Source organism: Porphyromonas pogonae, assembly GCF_036320655.1.
Lineage (GTDB): Bacteria > Bacteroidota > Bacteroidia > Bacteroidales > Porphyromonadaceae > Porphyromonas > Porphyromonas pogonae.
Genome location: NZ_CP143258.1, coordinates 63,872 through 83,020, shown reverse-complemented (window position 1 = coordinate 83,020; position 19,149 = coordinate 63,872). Strand labels below are relative to the sequence as shown.

Sequence of the window (19,149 nt, the reverse complement as noted above, 5' to 3'; positions counted from 1 at the left end):
GTTATAATGGTTTATTTGATGACAAATATAGCAAATAAACGTGATAAAAATATCATAGTGTAAGAGAAGTCAATATATGTGATAGACTCGCATGTATTTATTTTTATTGTGCGATATGCTTCTTTTATATGAAGAATGCGCTGTGTATAGAGTCTTACGGATTGCGGAGCATAGCAAAGACAATGCCATGCCCGCATCATGATAGTAGTGCGTAGCCCTCTCTCCATCTACGTTTCGGAGGAGATAGTGTCCTCTCCCCATATGCTTTCCGTAGCGTGTTTAGTGTGATGAAAGTTTCCTTCACATCCTATAATATGTGGCAAATATATTTGCCACATATTATAGGATATTATCAGAAGGGGTATCCCACGGCAAGGTGTAGTCCCAATCCATCCTTGAATTTGGGGATATTGTAAAATCCTTTTCGAGAGGTTTCGTAAGGAAGATGCAGCCCTATACCGGCATCAAAGCGGATTACAAGATAGCTGAGGTCATAGCGCAATCCTGCACCAGTACCCAAAGCTATTTGCTTGAAAAAGTCTTTGGCTCCCTTGATTTCGCTGAGAGCTCCACCGGGACGTTGTTCGTCCTTGCGCAGTAACCACACATTGCCGGCATCGAGGAAGGCAGCTGCTTCCAACGCACCCACAAGTTTGATACGGTATTCGATGTTCGTTTCCAGTTTGAAATCCCCCACTTGGTCGATATAAGAATATCGGCTTTTGCCGGTGGGGATGTATTTACCCGGTCCCAAACTCCTCACCGTAAATGCACGTATACTATTGGCTCCCCCTACATAAAAGAGCTCGTTGTACGGGGCTGACTTCATATTGCCATAGCTGTAGATCGCTCCGGTGCCAAATCGGAAAGCCAAGCTCTGGTTACGATCCATCCGATGGGTGTAGCGTACTTCTGCCGTACCTTTTACGAACTGTGCGAAGGGAACCCCAAAAAGCTTCTTGGTATCATTGTATTTCTTACCGGCTGCGAGATAACCCAGATTGAGCAGATTACCTGCTTGTGAGAAGCTGCATCTGAGCCATAAGTGTTGATTAGCATTACCGTTGAGATAATTGTCGAAGGTAAAATAATAAGCCATCTGCGGGATAAACTGGCTCCTGAAGCTAAGCATCAGCGCAGGGTTTTGTGCCATAAGCTCCCTGAATCTTTCTGTTTGATGACCTAGCTTGTTGTATGCCAGACTGAGAGGTACAATGCGGTGATTGACCAGTCCATTGGGCTTGAAGTCATAGGCTATGCTGAGCCCGAAAGAATTCATACTGAAGAATCGAGCTCTGTTGAGTGTCGACGCACTGATCTTAAAGGTAGTGGATGTAGGGTAGGGATAGTACTTGTCCGTGAATTTTGGGAAAAGCAAAGCCGGAAACGTGAGCCCGAGGTCTGCCCCCAGTTGGTAACTATTGACATTGAATGATTTTTCGTTGGACGAACTTTGACCCGTAAGCCACTCATATGACCCATATAGATTGAGAGCCAGTACCTCTCCTCCTCCAAAAACATTGCTACGTGAAATCCCTACATTGGCTCCGGGGCCGATATAGTTGTTGCTTTTGAATTTGAACAGAGCCTCCAAAGATAAATCCAGTGGGCGGTCTTTGCGAAGAATCATGGTGAGGTCAAGAATCCCCGGGATAGTATCGGCTTTCATTTCCTCTATATTGGTTTCTCCCCCTGCCTTCTTTTCTTTTTTATCCTCGGAGCGCTCCTCTATCTCTTTCGGGTTACGTGGGCGGAAAAGAAACTCTGTCCCTGCCAGCGTACCCAAATTGGTGAGCGACATCAAGGTATTTTCCTGATTGGTCTGGCTGTAAAAATCATTACTATTGAGCCTGATGCGGTGCTGTAATACTTTTTTGCGGAAGGGAAGCTTGCCGTTGTGATAGACTGTAATCTTGTTGTCGAGCACCGTAGAGTCTTTGAGCTTGAGGTTTTCTTTCAAGTCTTTTTCACTCCATATCTGTACATTGATGTTCCCTATCTTCCACGGTTTTTTGGCTTGAGCTGGGAGGTTGGGCGCAAATAGCGTGCGTAGGTGTACTTTGTTGGGGGTAATGAGTGTGTCGGCTTCGAAGGCTACATCTTTGGCTCGGAAGTAGTAATATCCGTTGTCACGCAAGATATGTGTAATCTCTTTCCTGTCCGTGATCATATCATCCAGCATGAAATATCCGCCTTTTTTCAATACTGATATTTCTTTGTGATTGAGCGTGTCTCCATTGGCAAGGCGTATGGGAGGGAGGTATTCTATCGAGTCATAAGTGTAGGGCTTATTCATCTTGATGAAATAAGACACTTTGGCCTGTAACGAGTCCTTACGCATAGTGATCACACTGTCTCTGATCTCAGCATTGAGGTAACCATATTCATGCAGAATATTGGTGGCAACAATGGAGCGTGTGGGAGGATTGATATCAGAAATGAAAATGGGTTTGCTGCCAAAACGCTTGAATATCCATTTCCCCAGTCTTGTGGAGTCGTTGACATATTTGTTATATATAAGCAAACCTATGGGGGGGAGAGGTGACCGCATTTTGGCACTACCGAACAAAGCATTGTTGGGGGGAACCAATAGTGGCTTCTCCGCTGATGCTATTGCTTTTTGTCCATGAGCACTGCGATCTTCATCTTCAATCTTTATTTTTTTGACTCCAATATACAGTTGCTGTCCTTCGGGCAAGTTTTGGGTTACGGAACACCCTGCCGCTATGCCTCCTGCAAATAAGGCTGCAAGGACTCTGGTAAGTAAGATATGTTTGTTTTTGCGTCTCATCTTCATTGTATCGTTGCTTAGTCTTTAGGGGGAGTTATCACCGGAGGGTTGGCATACTTCTCATCAGGAACTTCCTTATTATTTTGAGGGATGGAATCAACCGGAGTTTTTGAGGGTTTCTTCTTCCTGAAGATGTCCAAGATATTATTGAGCTTACGACGGAAAATATAGCTACCACCTGTTTCGGTCAGCTCACCTTCGAGGATGTTATCGTTGGTGCGTTGGTGGAATATTTTGAGGAACTGAGATCCTGCTTGATCAAGTTGGTACTCCAGGGCGAAGTTGTCTATAAAAGTCTGCTCCCTGTCTGTGGGTACATTGCCTGACTGTACCTTACCTCCTATCACAGCTCGTAGACGATCATTGTAGAATCTCTTGCTGAATGAGTAGGTGTAGTCTGTGTATACATTCCCGCCATCGGCTCCGTCATGTACTTCCATACCCAGGTTGAAGTCGGTGCCTTGCAGTACTTTACCAAACATGTTGTTGATCTGCGACTGCAATACACTGGATAGTGTATGGTCAAAGTTGAAGCCTTGTCCTGAACTTTGGGAAGCAAGGAATACGCCTGTAGCCATGAGCCCTATAGCCTGCTTACCTCTTTCTTCAGGATTCATCCCGCTCAGGATGTTTTGTATAGAAAGATTTTCGGGGGCATTGAGGTCGAAAGTCACATTCAGTTTTTCCAAAGTCTCCTTGGCCTTGACACTCACGACGAAGTTGACACGCTGAGACGCTCGTCCGCCTTCACTCACGTTAGCTTTTACCTTTTGGTTTGCAAGGAAATCAATATAAGGATTCATCGGGTTGCCGTTCCATGAAATATAGCTTTTGGGGTCTATCTCAAACTTCTTTGCCCCTACTACAGGCATAGTGTATTTGAGGTTACCACCGCCCACCATGGCATATTTGCCGGTAAGGCTCATTTCGCCATAGGGAGGATAAGTAAAGTTGAAATCACCGCCTCCTATTACTTCTACAAAGTCACCAGACTCGCTGGACAAGTCTGCACGGAGCTGCACCGATGGATCGATATGAAGATTGACCACCATATCTAATCCACCCAATGACTTTTCGTCTATGGGCTCTTTGGTGAAAAGCGTATCGGCAAAGTCGGTAAAGGTCACTACATCCGACATGCGGTCATTGGTATTGAGTGTACCTCCCTTGACTACATAGGTGCAATTGGTACCTCCTTGTACAGACATATCTCCTCTCACCTTGAGAGCTTGTGCCGTACCGGTTACATGGAAGTTGGTCGAGCCTACAAGCTTGCCATAGACCAGCTGGTCGGCATGGCGTAGTTTTGTATTGATGATAGTTATATTATTGCCTTTGAGTGTAAGATCGGTTTGCAAAGCATTGTTTCCCATCAGAACAAACGAGCCGTTGAGGACAAAAGGATTGTCAAGATCGGCAGAAGACGTGATTTTGTATCGGTCAAAGAATATCTTTGATTCTTCCAGGCGAATAGGTATACTGTCCAGCTTGAGTCGTGTGCCGTAGGGAGTGAGATTGGCCCATGCATTTGCGAGATTGAATTTACCCGTGAGCAATGGTGCTTTTATGTCTCCGCCGAGATCGATCTTTCCGTTGGCTATACCTTCCAGCGTTCCTATTTCTTTCCCGATAAAAGGATTGGCAATGGCAAGAGGGAAGTCCTCCATGACTATGGTGCCGGTGAGTGCGGAACCTTCTTTTTGCGGTTGGTAAATACCATTGACCATCAAAGCCGGTATACCATTGTAGCTTATTTCACCTGTGATATAATGAGAGTTGTTGTCGCGAGGTTCATAGAACAAAGCCGAAGCGATGTGCCCCAATTCTTTGTTTTGGTATTTGAGTTTGTTGATAGAAAGATCCCCTGTGATTACCGGCTGGCTCTGTGAGCCGCCATTGCGGTTGAATCGCAGGTCTGTAAATACAGTCCCGCTTATCTCTGGCATGAATGGCATGTCTTTGAACCTGCTTAGCTCCAAGCGTTGTACCAGCAAATGTAATTCTTCGTAGCCCGGTACGCTGTCTACAGAGTGTAAACTTATCAAGCTGCTATCTGCTCCGGTGAGATCCAGATTGGCTTGTATGCGTTTGTCCTTTTTGTGAAGATAAATGTAGTTTTCACTATTGACTTTAAACTTATTATAAGCCAAAAGGAGCGTGTCACTTGTAATCTTGAGTCCGTATTTAGCTTTGTCCCATCTGCCCAATGCCTCTACTTTGTGTTGCAGTTGGTTGCGACTATCGTATAATGCCACTCCAGCCTTTGCCTGTTGCAGATTAAACAGCATTTCCATTGTAGCTATAAATGGCTTTTGGTTGCGATACTTTTCTTTGTTGATCACAACATTGAGTCCTAACGCCAAGCTATCGTTGCCTGTAATATTTTCGGCAAGCTTGGATTTATAGCGGTTGTTGCCCAGATCGGTAGATACATCTTCCAATGTTTTCTCATAGCGGTAGGTCTCCAGAAGCAACTGGGCAGAGTTGACTCTCAAGGTATCGAGCATAAATCCTTTGACATCCACAAAGCCTGTGATGCCGCTTTGCGCAGATGTTTTGATATGTGTGTCTAAGCGGTTGAAGGCAATTCTTTTCTCTTGCAAGTAGTATCGTAAAGCATTTTCACGTCCCATGTTTATATCAAGGCAGGCCGTAGGTAGCATCCTGACAAGTGTGGAAAGTTTGCCGTTGGTATCTTGTTCCTTGATGATAGATTCAATGTTTTTGTTGATCTCCTTGGAGAGATTGCTGGCGGTGATCTTAAACTTATTGATTCCTTCACCAATCCCTATATTTACATATAAATCTCCGGCTGTGACATTGGCTTTGATACTATCGGGGCGTGTATCTACCAATAGTTTGATTGCTTTGGGATCTATATTCTTCCCATTGAGGCGTAGCTTTGTGTCTGTGATATCAGCCGTGATATGGTGTGTTTCTTTGAGGTCGCTTTTGATCTCGCCGTTCATCTGCAAAGAAAGACTGAGCGGTGTGCCGTAAAATCCGAGGCTATACAAATCCAAGGTGTCAACATTGAAAAACATAGAGCCATCTATCCTCTTTTTATTGAGGAGTGCATCTATCTGTCCCGTGAGCATCGCATTGGAGCTTGTGCTGTTGAGTGCCATACTCATTACACCTTTCTTCAGTGAGCCGTCCAATGTGAGGTCTTTGATTACCATTTTACCGCGGTTGAAATAGTCTACCTTGGCTCTTATAGCTGCACGTGAACGCTCGCTCAAGATATCTGTACCTTGCCCTGAAGCTTTGATCGTGGCCTCTACGATACCAAGTGAATCTTTGGGCATAAAGCGTCGCAGATTGAATTGATGCGCCAGGATATCGGCCTGATATGTTTTGCTTCCTTGGGCAAATAACCCCTTCAGGGTGAGCTTAGAGTTGCGGTCTCTTACAAGCAGGTTAGCGTTATAATTGCCCCGCTTGATCTTCAGATCCCCATCGATGGTCATCCCTTGCGGAATGTGGTATTTGGCAGCTGTCTCCTTATTAATAAAAGACAGTAATGATGAGGCCTGCTCCTGAAAACCTGCACTGAGTTTGAAGTCTCCTGCTCGAGTTTTATCATTGGTCAGATTGTAAAACTTACCTTCGGCATCAAAGTCCATTACAGTGAGCCAAAACATAGACAGCTGATCTACGTTGAGCTCGGTAAGCGATCCTTTTGCAAATAGCGTGAGATCAATGGGTGGTAAAGACTCTTTGGATTCCCTGTGACCTCCGTATTCGCCTTTTACTTCTCTTAGAGCTATGAGCTTTTTGTCGGAAAATCGATTGAAGTCTTCAAGCCCCAATGAAAGCTGTACGCCGATGTCTGCTTTGGCTGTAGTATCACCACGGAAAATATTCCAAGGCATTTGGGCAGATCCGTATAACTCTGATTTCGAGGTGCGCATTGAGATGTCGGTCACAGACATTTGTAGCGAATCCATCTGATATCTTCCCTTGAGATACTCCAGAACAAGACCGCTACGTTCTTTGAAACTCCCTTTCCTTACTCTAAGATCGAGTTCAGAGCCGTGAGAATCTATCTTCTCTGCTATCAGATTGAGGTCGTCTGCATAGATATGCTTATAATCGAAGAAATCCTTGCGGGCAGGTAAGGAATCTTGAGCATATAGGCCGTAAGCTTTCTTGAGAGCCAAATATCCGGCTTTGAAATGCATTTCTTTCAAATCGGCTTTTACATCACGCAGTTTGCCTTCAGGGAGATTGATATCCAGAAGCAAACTGTCATACGGCATGATGATTTTGGTTTTCAGGCGGCTTATATCCAGTTTGTTCAGACTGACGTTCCAGAGTAATGTATCTTTCTTTTCCTCCGGCTTTTTCACCGTATCGGTGCTACTGTAGTAGACATAGGCATCGTCTATGTACCAATTGCCTAGTTTCGCTTTGTGCTTGTCCGGCTTTATCGATACTTCATATGCATCCAATGAGTTGATGAGCACTTTGGTGTGAGACAGGCCCGTACTATCGCTCATGGAGAAGCGAACCTTTTTGAGTTTGAGTACAGGGATAAGGTAGTCATTGGAGAGCAGCGGCAGGGGTGATATCAGAGTATGCAGTTCTCCCACTCTCAGCATAGTGTCTTGCGGAGGTTTTACTACCACTACATCGTCCAGTACGATTTTGAGAGGAAAAGAGAGGTGCAGGCTTTTTACCTTGATATCCATTCCCGTGGCTTTGGATGCCTTTTCGGCAACTAATTTAATGGCCCACTTTTGTACGGGTGGGGTATAAAGGAGCAATGCCGCCAATAAGACGAGTGCAATGGGGAGTAGTATGATAGAAAGAATGATTCGTTTCCAGAGTCTTTTCCGTATAGCCATCTGATTATATATGTGTTTCTATGCAAATGTAGTGAAAAGAGAATAAATTGATATAATCATATCCCTTATCTTCTGTGAGTATCACCGACAAAAGATATAGATTGACTCACCATTTCCGTTATTTATCCGCATAAGCCTACATGCCTCTGAGCAATGTAAAAAGCAATACCGCGACTATACTGATAAGCAAATAGTATATAAGTTTGAGCCATAATTTGTTTTTCGGGCTGTTGAGTTCCTTGTAGGAAAGCCATTTGCGGGCCTGCATATACAAGGTTTGTATTGCCACCAAAACGATGATGACTACCAATACTACTAAGATGATATATAGGGTAGGATTCATTGTTACGGGTATATTATTTGAGACTGTTAATTTAATAATAAAAGTGTTGAAACCAAACGTTTATGTCCTAAATGATATTAAATATCGGTTAAGATTTTATGTTGATGTGCGTTTTAGTGATAAAGGTTGGAAATAAGGATACAGTATAAAAGACGATGAAAACTGCTCAATTATCATAAATGCGTGAAATTACAGATGAAAAAGCTAACTTTGCAAAAATATTTAATTGCCATCATTATATATAAAAATGACAATACATAAAGAAGGAGCCGGTTTGCTCTTTAGTATGGCTGCCGTATTGGTAGCGATCAATACATCAGTATTCGCTTTTGCAGGAGGTATGGTATTCCCTTGGGTAGTACTCGTCCTCTCTTCCATATTATATCTCCTTGTCCTCAATTTCTTTCGTTATCAAGCTCGTAAGACCCCGTTGGCCGATGTGCCGGGATCAGTGATGGCTCCCGCAGATGGCAGAGTGGTTGTAATTGAAGAAGTGGAGGAGACTGAGCATCTTCATTGTCGTTGTAAGCAGATATCTATATTTATGTCTGTTTTCAATATACATGTCAATTGGATTCCGTGTAATGGTGTTGTGGAGCATTCTTCTCACCAGAATGGAAAATTTATGGCGGCGTATTTACCCAAAAGCAGTACAGACAACGAAAGATCTACAGTAATCATACGCACCCCTGAAGGTCATCGCATCCTGGTGCGTCAGATAGCCGGAGCTGTAGCACAACGCATTGTCACTTATCCGCAAGCCGGTGATGTAGCTCAGATCAACGATAATTTGGGCTTTATCAAATTTGGGTCACGTGTAGATGTCTTTTTACCATTGGACTCAGAGGTAATGGTAACTCTCAAGCAAAATGTACAAGGTAATATTACTCAAATAGCTCGTCTTCCATTATAATCTTATAGCACATACAGCTATGAACATCAAAAAACATATCCCTAACGCGATCACCTGTATGAATCTTTTGTCAGGTGTGTTGTCTATAATCTGTGTTTTGTGGCTAAACTCCGTTCAGTGGGCTATTGCCCTTATTATCCTTGCGGCTGTATTTGATTTTTTCGATGGCTTGGCTGCCAGAGCTCTGCATGTTTCGTCACCTATCGGCAAAGATTTGGACTCTTTGGCAGATGTAGTGAGTTTTGGAGTGGCACCCTCCATCTTACTTTTTTATGTTTTACAGCTTTCCGGTAATCTTTATCTTGCATTACCTTCTCTTCTTATAGGAGTTTTTGCAGCTCTCCGCTTGGCAAAGTTCAATAACGATACACGTCAGACCACCTCTTTTATAGGTCTTCCCGTCCCGTCCAATGCTTTATTCTGGATCGGTTTGTCGTCTATGCTCTATCAGCATCCTTTTGCTTTGTCTCCTTATTTTCTTTTCCCTGTCATGTACATTTTTATTTTGTTATTCTGTTGGTTCATGATTAGTGAGATCCCTATGTTTTCATTCAAAATTCACGGGTTGGGTTTCAAAGGCAATGAAAGCAGATACGCTTTGATTATTTTGAGCGTTATATCTATAGGAGTATTTCATCTTGGCGGATTTGCGCCGGCTGTATTACTTTATATATTACTGTCGGTTATTGGTGAGAAGAAAAACTAATTGATTATATTTGAATGTAAGTCTTACTTAATTATTCAAGGCAAAAAATGTTTTACATACTGTTATTAGTAATCCTGCTTGTTTATTTATTGTGGCCGTATATCAGCCGTTGGGCTTTTAATAAAGCCATGCGTACTATGCAGGAAAAAATGAATGAAAGAGCACGGCACTACACCGATGCCGGTCGTAGAGGAGATTATGATACTACACAATCAGAAGATGAAAAATCTGCCGAAAAGGTAGATTTCGATGATATAGCCAAGCGTAAATTTGAAAAAAAGAATAGTGATGACTATGTCGAGTTTGAAGAAGTAAATAAATAAATTTCACACATCCATAGGGCAAAATTCGATATCTTCCCCCTGGTTTTGATTGGATTTTGTTCTTTTGCGCCCTGAATTTGCCTCATATTTATCTTTTTTAAGAATAAATATGAGGTTTGTCTCATATTTATGCCATATATTTGTAGTGATTCAAATTACCTATTGATCATGGAAGATTTACAGGTTCGTAAAAACCCGTTTAAGAGGGTATATCATTTTTACAGGCAGGGATTTAGGGAAATGAAACTTGGACGTAAGCTATGGGCTATTATTATTATTAAGCTCTTTATCATGTTTTTTGTACTGCGTCTGTTCTTTTTCCCCAATTTTCTGAAGCAACAATCATCTGATCGTGATGGTCAGTCCCGTTATGTTCAAAAAGAACTTATTGAACGTGGTAACGAATAATAACAAATAATATATGACCAACATAATCAATAAATAATATTCATATGCACTTAGAAGCTTTACTCAATTGGTCCAGGGCTCAGTTTGCTCTGACCGCAATGTATCATTGGCTGTTTGTCCCGTTGACTTTGGGCTTAGGTGTCATTATGGCAATTGCCGAAACTAAGTATTATAGAACCGGAGAAACTTTCTGGAAAGAATCGGCAAAGTTTTGGCAGAAACTCTTCGGTATCAACTTTGCTATTGGAGTGGCTACAGGGATCATCCTTGAGTTTGAGTTTGGTACCAACTGGTCCAACTATAGCTGGTTTGTAGGAGATATATTCGGTGCTCCACTGGCTATCGAAGGTATCCTAGCGTTTTTTATGGAAGCTACTTTCATTGCTGTTATGTTTTTTGGATGGGGCAAAGTAAGTAAAGGTTTCCACCTTACATCTACTTGGCTCACTATTATAGGAGCAACACTTTCGGCTATATGGATTCTTATAGCCAATGCTTGGATGCAAAATCCGGTGGGCATGAAGTTCAATCCTGAGACAGTCCGCAGTGAGATGGAAAATTTTTGGGCTGTAGCATTGTCTCCTACAGCGATGGTCAAGTTTTGGCACACTGCTACTTCATGCTGGACTTTGGGCGCTGTTTTTGCCTTGGCTATCTGTTCATGGTATCTAATAAGGAAGAAAAACGTGGGCTTTGCTTTGCGTAATGCCAAAATGATCGCTCCTTTTGGCCTTTTGGCAGCTGTCCTTACAGCCGTAACAGGTGACTCTTCTGCCTATGACATTGCTCAGCATCAACCTATGAAACTTGCTGCGATGGAGGCCCTTTACGATGGAGGCCAAACTAATGCACAAGGCCGTAATGCTGACGGCAAAGGTACTCCCCTCAGCATGTTTGGTATTCTTAATACCAAAAAGACTATCGGCAATGACGGAGTTGATCCTTATGCTTTCAATATTCCTTTTCCCGGTATGCTGTCTTTGATGGCTACCCGCACTGTTGATGGCTTTGTCCCAGGTATTGATAACATTCTCGATGGCGGATATGTAAAGCAAGACGGTACAGTGGCTCTCTCTGCAGATAGCATGATGAGTCGAGGACAAGTGGCTATAGGTGCACTCAAGGATTTTAGTGAAGCCAAAGCCAAGAATGATAAGGTAACCATGGAATCGAGTCGAAAGACACTTGAAGATAATTTTAATTATTTTGGTTATGGCTATCTCAAGGATAAAAGCCAACTAGTACCCAATGTACCTATGATTTATTACTCTTTCCGTCTGATGGTTGGAGCCGGTATAATCTTTATCCTACTCTTCATCCTTACATGGATTTTTGCATCGAAGCCTGATAAATTCAGATCTCAAAAATGGTTCCATATCGTAGCTTTGTTTTGCTTACCACTTGTCTACATGGCCAGCCAGTCCGGTTGGATTGTTGCTGAAGTAGGGCGTCAGCCATGGGCAATACAAGGACTTCTTCCTGTACAAGCGGCTATATCTAAACTCGAGGTTTCGTCCGTGAAAGTGACATTCTTCCTATTCTTTATCCTGTTTACTATCTTGCTTATTGCCGAGATTAAGATTATGATTGAAGCTATCAAACAGGGGCCGACTCAGGAAAATAGCAATCACTAACATATTCTCAACCGATAAATAAAACATACAAATATGGATTATACAACATTACAGCAATATTGGTGGTGCTTGGTTTCGCTGTTGGGAGCCTTGTTAGTTTTTCTCCTTTTCGTTCAGGGAGGACAGTCTTTGATTTTCAGTTTAGGAAAATCTGAAATCAATCGTAAGATGCTGGTCAACTCCACCGGTCGCAAATGGGAGTTTACTTTCACCACACTGGTTACTTTCGGGGGAGCATTCTTTGCTTCATTCCCACTCTTTTACTCTACCAGTTTCGGTGGAGCCTATTGGGTGTGGATGCTCATATTGTTTTGCTTTATCATTCAGGCAGTCTCTTACGAGTACCAAAGTAAGCACGGTAATGTCTGGGGTAAGAAAACCTATCAGGTATTCCTCTTTGTCAATGGAGTACTTGCACCCGTACTCCTCGGAGCAGCAGTATCCACATTCTTTACAGGATCCAATTTTATAGTCAATAAAAACTCCATTATGGATATCATGGGAGGTAATCAGATTATTTCCCAGTGGGTCCCTTACAAAGGAGTGCAACTTCACGGACTTGAAGCAGTGCTCAATCCTTGGAATGTAGTTTTGGGCTTGGCAGTATTCTTCCTTTCACGTACCACAGCATTGCTTTATTTTATCAATAATATCAACAATGAGTTTGTGGAAAAGGAAAGCCACAAGAGACTTATCGTCAATGCCGCATGCTTCCTTGTGTTTTTCTTGGCTTACGTAGGTTTTATGCTCACAGCTACGGGGTATGCAGTAGATCCTGCTACAGGAATTATCTCACTCGAACCCTACAAATATCTTCACAATTTCTTGGCTATGCCTCTTGTCCTGATTGTTTTTCTTTTGGGAGTAGTAGGCGTATTGGCCGGTCTTATTCTGACTCTGCTCAAGCCTCATTTCAAAAAAGGTATTTGGCTCGAGGGTACAGGAGTAGTATTGGCAGTATGGGCTATGCTTTTAGTAGCCGGTCTCAACAATACCTCATATTATCCTTCAGTGGCAGATATGCAAAGTTCGCTCACGATCTATAATAGTTCTTCAAGTCCCTTTACGCTCAAAGTTATGAGTTATGTATCATTACTCATACCTTTTGTGCTGGCATATATCTACTACGCTTGGAGATCTCTGGATTTACACAAGATCACCAAAGAAGAGATGGAAGTATCCGATCATACTTACTAATCTCCTTAGAAGTATCTCGATTGAATAAATCCCTTGAGAAGCATAAGGCTTCTCAAGGGATTTCTCTTTATATAGCCTAAATCCTGAAGAAGCATAACCTGTAATTCTATTTTATTCGATCCTTAAAAGCATATTTGAGCGATACAATTTTTATGGTTAGTGTATCGCTCAAATATGCTTTTTAAGGGGCGACGAATTAACACATTCTTGCTCTTTGCTTAAGCAGACAGCCCCTTGTCATAATGTTTTGTTCCAATTGTGTAAAGTTAATTCTTTTGCGGCTCAACTTAGTCTCCAGATAAAGTTAGGTAGTCCAGTAGGAGACTGTTGCAAAAGTCAACAGTCTCATGGATTTTGGAGGGAAAGCCGACAAAAGACACTTTGACCGGGCAGAGAAGGTAAAGTGCAAGGCGCTAAGAGTGAGTGCACAGGGAGTTTACTTGAGGTAAATGACCAAGCGCGAATCTCGCAAGCAACGAAGCAATTTGCCTGCTATGCAAAGGTCTCAGTAGGTGAGTGATGCGTTTTGATGAATGGTGTGAGGGCCGCTAAAACTTACATTTTTATTAGACTTCGGGTTGTCATAATGATGCTGATATGCTTATTTTTATACCATTGTGGTTGGTAGTATTCCTGCTTTGATTCTTTTTGTTTTTAGGCGTCATGGCTTTTTATTGCAAAATAAGGTGGTGTGGGTGTGCTAAGGGATTGATTAGTGCTGTAATTGTAGGATGATTTTTTCTTAGTTACGTTTCATTATTTTCTTAGTTACGCTCCACTATTTTCTTAGTTACGAAAGTCTGATGTCTTAGTTAGAAAAAAACTTTTTCTTAGTTACAAAAATATTGGAGCGCAACTAAGAAAATCCTTATTGCCTGATGTAAATAAAAAATCCGCAAACAGAGGGCAAAGTTCTGCTTACGGACGATTTGTGTCTGTTTTATATCTATTTTTTACATACTGACATTTTGATATTTGGGGTTTATAGATCTAATTCTGACAAAATGTAAGGGCATATAATGCCGGGGGCACGTACCGGTATTTTGCGAATAAGTGATGATTCGCTTTGGGGCTTAATGCAGTATTTATGTTCTTATTCATATCGGTGTCCGTGGCTGTGCTTTATAGTTTGTTGGGTAATTTATTTGTAGTGTGCGGAGATAGCTGTGTTTTGCAACAAAGATACAACATCACACCCCCCTTTGTCAAGAGCTTGAGCAGATTTTTTTCATAGCCCTTTCATGTTGGTAGCAGCTCTCGTATTGCTTATCGCAGATGAACTCATCAGTGACAAACGAGCTTTATACTTGGGGTAAATATTGTGGTAAACTATTTCCGGGGGGACTATCCTTTTTTCGTTTTACTCATTGAAATAAGTGCTTGAAATGTTAAATCTTCTCTCTCATGAAAAGAAAACTGTAAAAATATTTGCAGAATGAATATTCGTTCATTATCTTTAACCCATTGAATTTTATTAAATGAACAAGAATATATGAACAGAGAAATTATTTTTAAGTCGAGACCTGTGGGAATGGTGTCTCGCGACAATTTTGAGATAAAAGAAGTATCCGGAAGTTATGAATTGCATGACGGAGAAGTCCTTGTACGGGCATTGTATATATCTGTAGACCCATACATGAGAGGCCGTATGTCGGATTCTAAGTCATACATTCCCCCTTTTGAAACGGGCAAGCCTCTGGAAGGCGGTGTAGTTGCAGAGGTCGTGGAAAGCAAGTCAGGTGCACTCTCGAAAGGCGAGGTTGTGCTGGGCAATTTACCTTGGAAAGAAGAGCAAGTGGTACGAGCTGATAAGCTCAACAAGGTGGATGCCAACATAGCTCCTGCAAGTTATTATCTGGGTATATTAGGTATGCCGGGACTTACTGCCTATCTGGGGCTGACTCGTATAGGGGCACCTAAGTCCGGTGAAACAGTAGTGATATCAGGAGCTGCCGGAGCTGTGGGTTCGGTAGTGGGTCAAATAGCCAAAATCATGGGTTGCCACGTAGTGGGTATAGCGGGGAGTGAGGAGAAGGCAAACTTCCTGAAGAATGAGTTGGGCTTTGATGCCGTGATCAACTATAAGACAGCCGGAGATCTTTCCAAAGCTGTAGCCGAGTGTTGCCCCAATGGCGTGGATGTCTATTATGACAACGTAGGGGGAGAAGTATCGGATGCTGTACTGCTTCACATCAATAGATTTGCGAGGATTATCCTTTGTGGGCAGATCTCTCTTTACAACAGTACTGAGATGCCTATGGGACCTCGTCCGCAAGTCGCTTTGGTAAAAAACAGCGCTCTTATGAAAGGCTTTATAGTCAATGACTACAATGAGTACTACCCCGAAGCCATAAAACAACTTGCCGAATGGATCAAAGAAGGAAAACTTCTTTATCATGAGACTGTATTGCAAGGGTTCGATAAGCTGCCCGAAGCTTTCATCGGACTTTTTGAAGGAAGAAATACCGGTAAACTACTCGTCAAAGTGTCAAAATAATAAAAATCAATTTTATGCAACTTATATATCAAACACAAGCTACCGCGGTAGGCGGACGTGAAGGTAAAGTGTCGTCAGCCGATGGCGTACTGGATTTTAAGATCGAAATACCCAAAGAGATGGGAGGTAAAGGCGGTGCTTTTACCAATCCTGAGCAACTTTTTGCGGCAGGTTATGCTGCTTGCTTCGATAGTGCATTGAATCTGGTGGCTCGTAAGCAGCGTATACGGCTCAAAACCACCGAGACTACTGCAAAGGTGGGTATCGGTGCTAATGAAAATGGTGGCTTCAGCTTGGCTGTGACCATTGAGGTACTTATCCCGGATGTGGAAAGAGAGGTCGGGGAGCAACTTATTGCTCAGGCTCATCAGGTTTGTCCCTATTCCAATGCTACCCGAGGTAATATCGACGTTGAGGTAAAGCTATTGTAATGCCATTGATTGCTCTTGGTTGAGCCAATCAGTATTCCTATTTGTTACTTGTTTTATAACTAATTTAATCCTTTGAAAAAACAGCCGGGGCTGTCCTTAGTCTTTAATAAGATCTTAGGACAGCCCCTATTATTGCTGAGAGATCGGAACGGATTTTTACTTTTTGGGCTTAGGCGTTGTATTGGTTTTTGCGGGATAGGAACCTATAAACGCTCCATGTCCAAAGAAGGAAAATAATCTGTACAAAGACACGTATAATAGCAACTTTATGATTGCCTATGGCCGGTGTATCTGAGAAAACATCCCAAATATGAATGGGCATAAACACAAGCATCATCACAAATACCGCAAGTCCTCCCCAACGAGATATACGAGGAGGAAAGAAAAGGCATGCTCCTACCAATACTTCCGCAATACCTGAGAGCAATACTATACATTCTTTCCAAGGCAAAAATGCCGGAACAAAAGGAATGTAAAACAAAGGTTTCATGAAGTGTTGGGCCCCTGCGTATATCATAAATACAGCAAGAAGATAGCGCAGGCCTTGCATGATGTATGAGCTGATTTTTTTATTCTGCATAGTAAATGTTTGTTTTATACGCCGGAGCCTGTACTCAAAAAGTGTAGGCATGCCGACGTATAAGAAGAGGGTTGAGTTTAAATATTAAATTTCAGGAAAAAGCATCGTTTCCGGTTTGCGTACTTTGGGTAGCTTTTCGTAAGCATCCTCTGCAGATCTGTAACCAATAGGTAGGATGTGAACGGCATTGAGTCCCTGAGCATCAAGTCCAAGAATACGATTTACTTCCTTGGGTTCGAAACCTCCCATAGGACAAGCATCTATCTTGAGCTCTGCGCATGCTGCTATAGCTATGCCTACGCTAATAAACGTTTCGTGGGCTGTCCATGCGGCAAGTTGTTCGGCATTTTTGTCGGATGCTATTTTAGCAGCCACCCCTTTGAATTGTTGTACCATGGCTTCGTCACCATTGCGTTCAGATCGGTGCAGTTCGGCACAAGCATCGATATATTCAGCCGGAAGGGAAGTCATGTTACAAAAAACAAGCAGGTGCGAAGCTTCGGTGATTTGTGGTTGTCCCCAAGCCAAAGGTTGTAGTTGCTGACGTATTGCCGGATCTTTTACGGTCAATACCACGTAAGGTTGTAATCCTATGGATGAGGGAGAAAGTCGGATAGCTTCCTTAATTGTAGCGAGGTCTTCTTCGCTCACTTTTTTCTCAGTATCGAACTTTTTAGTCGCATAGCGCCATTCTAGGGCTTTAGTTAATTCCATAATCAAAATAAGTTTTATTGTTATTAATAGTAAACGGGACTAATCTTTTGTAATATTTTCCGGCAGGGGCTCATACAGCTTCTTGCCGTTTCGGCGGTGGCGAAAGAGGCTCAGGTTCCTATAGATCGTGATGCGGGCACGATTGATACCTCCAAGAGGTTCATTGGCTTTGAGTGTATTGGAGGGGGAGAATGTGAGAGCTTCACTGAGTTCTTCGTGGCGTGCAGTACAGAAATCCTGCGGATCTATACTGAGCTCTGCCACTTTGATATAAGGCGCATCAAATTCTTTCCATTCGATGGCTGCATCTTCGATAGGAGTGGTTTGCTCGTCCTTGAAATACTGTATCATGAAATCGAACGTTGCAGGTGCATTCTGTAAATGTTTTTTCATATTATCCCGCAGATAATCAGAGGTAAGATGCGAAGGGAGAGCAGACCGATAAGTGGAGGTCGGTACTAATTTGTATTTTACAGCCGTATCACCCAATCTATAGGGAGTGGTGCTCCAGTAATTGAGATCAAGGGGAGATGTGTCGTGTTTCTTGCCTTGGGCAAGATGCTTGAGTATGGAAGCATGGCCACCAAAGAGAAATTTGAGCACGAGGAGTAGCGGACTTTTCTTGATGGAGTAATATACTGCATCACGGAAAAGCTGTACAGTACCCAAAGGCATGATAGGATAGGTCATCAGCAAAAAATCTTGAGTTTGCTTCTCATCCTGATTGAGCCTTTCTCCTTCTACACCCATCAGTTTGATGCCTATGCCGCGGAAGTCCTTCTTTTGGTCGGATTGTATACTGCCGCTGGCGTTGGAAAATCTTACCCATGCCTGATATTCGCCCGGAGTAGAAAAAATTCCTGCCACCTGTGACACTTGAGAGGGAATATCTTCCATAACGCGGAACTTAGCTTGCATCAGTCCCAATGTTTTAGGGTGAGCATCACGCTTGGTTTCGCCTTGTGCATAGTCCTTCTCCATCTTTTCTTGTAGGATGGATTCCATTTCGGCTATGAGCTGCTGTTCTTTTGATTGATCGATCATGTTTTTGTGTGTATGTTTGTTCGGTCTGTTTTATCTCAATTTGATAGCATCCCATGCGGCACGATAGGCTTCTCCGAAAAGGCTTTCGCACTCTTGGCTGTCATATCTCTCATATGCTGTGAAAATGAGGAAATTGATAGGATATACAAAATAGGCGTAAAGCAGATAGCTCGAAACATCTTTGATGATTTTATTTTCTTTGCCATATTGCCATATCTCCAATAAAGGATTCATGAATTCGATTCCTTTCTTGAAAGTCTCTTTGTCTACAATGGGAGATGTGTCGCATTGCATCAGAAAGGCCGACTCTGCTTTATTTTTAATTTTGTAGTTTGCAATATTGTACCATAGTTGGCGGAAAGTAGCTTCGTCAGGTTTATGCTCGTTTAGCTCGATGTTGCCGAAGGCTTTTTGGCAGAAATCACGTTTTACAGTGATATAAAGCTTGTTGATAAGCTCTTGCTTACTCTTGAAGTAAATGTAGATAGTGCCTACAGCTACGCCCGCGTTTTTTGCAATCTTGGACATGGGCGCATCATGAAAGCCACTGTTATTGATCATCTCCAATGCTGCTTTGAGCAGTGCTAATTCCTTTTCCGGTAATGTTTCCGTCAAGTTGTCCAACCCCATAATTCGTTTTTCTTTATGTTTGATAATGCAAATATAAGAAAAGCGAATGAATAATCGTTCATTTCTGAGGGTTGCTTTGTTTTATCTT

General features: G+C 42.5%; 15 protein-coding genes. 8 read left to right on the top strand and 7 right to left on the bottom strand.

The window, feature by feature from the left end; genetic code table 11:
* Positions 1–352: 352 nt before the first annotated feature.
* The 3 genes from tamL to VYJ22_RS00315 form a co-directional block, all read right to left on the bottom strand.
* The gene (tamL, locus tag VYJ22_RS00325) at positions 353–2,791 is read right to left on the bottom strand and encodes a translocation and assembly module lipoprotein TamL (RefSeq protein WP_329904346.1); all 2,439 of its coding nucleotides are present in this window, start codon (positions 2,789–2,791) and stop codon (positions 353–355) included.
* Positions 2,792–2,808: 17 nt separating this feature from the next.
* Positions 2,809–7,641 (bottom strand): translocation/assembly module TamB domain-containing protein, encoded by a 4,833-nt coding sequence (locus VYJ22_RS00320; RefSeq protein ID WP_329904345.1) that lies wholly within the window; start codon positions 7,639–7,641, stop codon positions 2,809–2,811.
* 136 nt (positions 7,642–7,777) lie between these two features.
* On the bottom strand, positions 7,778–7,984 hold the full coding sequence (locus VYJ22_RS00315; protein ID WP_329904344.1) for a hypothetical protein: 207 nt from the start codon (positions 7,982–7,984) through the stop codon (positions 7,778–7,780).
* Between the two features lie 247 nt (positions 7,985–8,231).
* On the opposite strand from VYJ22_RS00315, the gene VYJ22_RS00310 reads away from it, so the two are divergent.
* The 8 genes from VYJ22_RS00310 (at position 8,232) to VYJ22_RS00275 (ending at position 16,093) form a co-directional block, all read left to right on the top strand.
* On the top strand, positions 8,232–8,897 hold the full coding sequence (locus VYJ22_RS00310) for a phosphatidylserine decarboxylase family protein (protein WP_329904343.1): 666 nt from the start codon (positions 8,232–8,234) through the stop codon (positions 8,895–8,897).
* 19 nt (positions 8,898–8,916) lie between these two features.
* Positions 8,917–9,603: a CDP-diacylglycerol--serine O-phosphatidyltransferase gene (gene pssA, locus VYJ22_RS00305; RefSeq protein ID WP_329904342.1), complete on the top strand. Its 687-nt coding sequence runs from the start codon at positions 8,917–8,919 to the stop codon at positions 9,601–9,603.
* A gap of 47 nt (positions 9,604–9,650) precedes the next feature.
* On the top strand, positions 9,651–9,926 hold the full coding sequence (locus VYJ22_RS00300; protein ID WP_329904341.1) for a DUF4834 family protein: 276 nt from the start codon (positions 9,651–9,653) through the stop codon (positions 9,924–9,926).
* 168 nt (positions 9,927–10,094) lie between these two features.
* The gene (locus tag VYJ22_RS00295; protein WP_329904340.1) at positions 10,095–10,334 is read left to right on the top strand and encodes a DUF4492 domain-containing protein; all 240 of its coding nucleotides are present in this window, start codon (positions 10,095–10,097) and stop codon (positions 10,332–10,334) included.
* 44 nt (positions 10,335–10,378) lie between these two features.
* The gene (locus VYJ22_RS00290) at positions 10,379–11,968 is read left to right on the top strand and encodes a cytochrome ubiquinol oxidase subunit I (protein ID WP_329904339.1); all 1,590 of its coding nucleotides are present in this window, start codon (positions 10,379–10,381) and stop codon (positions 11,966–11,968) included.
* Positions 11,969–12,001: 33 nt separating this feature from the next.
* Positions 12,002–13,165 (top strand): cytochrome d ubiquinol oxidase subunit II, encoded by a 1,164-nt coding sequence (locus VYJ22_RS00285; protein WP_329904338.1) that lies wholly within the window; start codon positions 12,002–12,004, stop codon positions 13,163–13,165.
* 1,492 nt (positions 13,166–14,657) lie between these two features.
* On the top strand, positions 14,658–15,662 hold the full coding sequence (locus VYJ22_RS00280) for an NADP-dependent oxidoreductase (RefSeq protein WP_329904337.1): 1,005 nt from the start codon (positions 14,658–14,660) through the stop codon (positions 15,660–15,662).
* 14 nt (positions 15,663–15,676) lie between these two features.
* The gene (locus tag VYJ22_RS00275) at positions 15,677–16,093 is read left to right on the top strand and encodes an organic hydroperoxide resistance protein (RefSeq protein WP_329904336.1); all 417 of its coding nucleotides are present in this window, start codon (positions 15,677–15,679) and stop codon (positions 16,091–16,093) included.
* A 169-nt stretch (positions 16,094–16,262) separates the two neighbouring features.
* On the opposite strand, the gene VYJ22_RS00270 is transcribed toward VYJ22_RS00275, so the two are convergent.
* From VYJ22_RS00270 to VYJ22_RS00255, 4 genes are all read right to left on the bottom strand, one after another.
* Complete coding sequence (locus VYJ22_RS00270; RefSeq protein ID WP_329904335.1) at positions 16,263–16,673, bottom strand: DoxX family protein; 411 nt, start codon at positions 16,671–16,673, stop codon at positions 16,263–16,265.
* Between the two features lie 84 nt (positions 16,674–16,757).
* Positions 16,758–17,387: an NAD(P)H-dependent oxidoreductase gene (locus tag VYJ22_RS00265; RefSeq protein WP_329904334.1), complete on the bottom strand. Its 630-nt coding sequence runs from the start codon at positions 17,385–17,387 to the stop codon at positions 16,758–16,760.
* Positions 17,388–17,426: 39 nt separating this feature from the next.
* Positions 17,427–18,431 carry a catalase family protein gene (locus tag VYJ22_RS00260; protein WP_329904333.1) on the bottom strand — a complete coding sequence of 335 codons (1,005 nt, stop codon included), beginning with the start codon at positions 18,429–18,431 and terminating at the stop codon, positions 17,427–17,429.
* A 30-nt stretch (positions 18,432–18,461) separates the two neighbouring features.
* Positions 18,462–19,061, bottom strand: a complete 600-nt coding sequence (locus tag VYJ22_RS00255; RefSeq protein WP_329904332.1) for a TetR/AcrR family transcriptional regulator — start codon at positions 19,059–19,061, stop codon at positions 18,462–18,464.
* Positions 19,062–19,149: the final 88 nt, after the last annotated feature.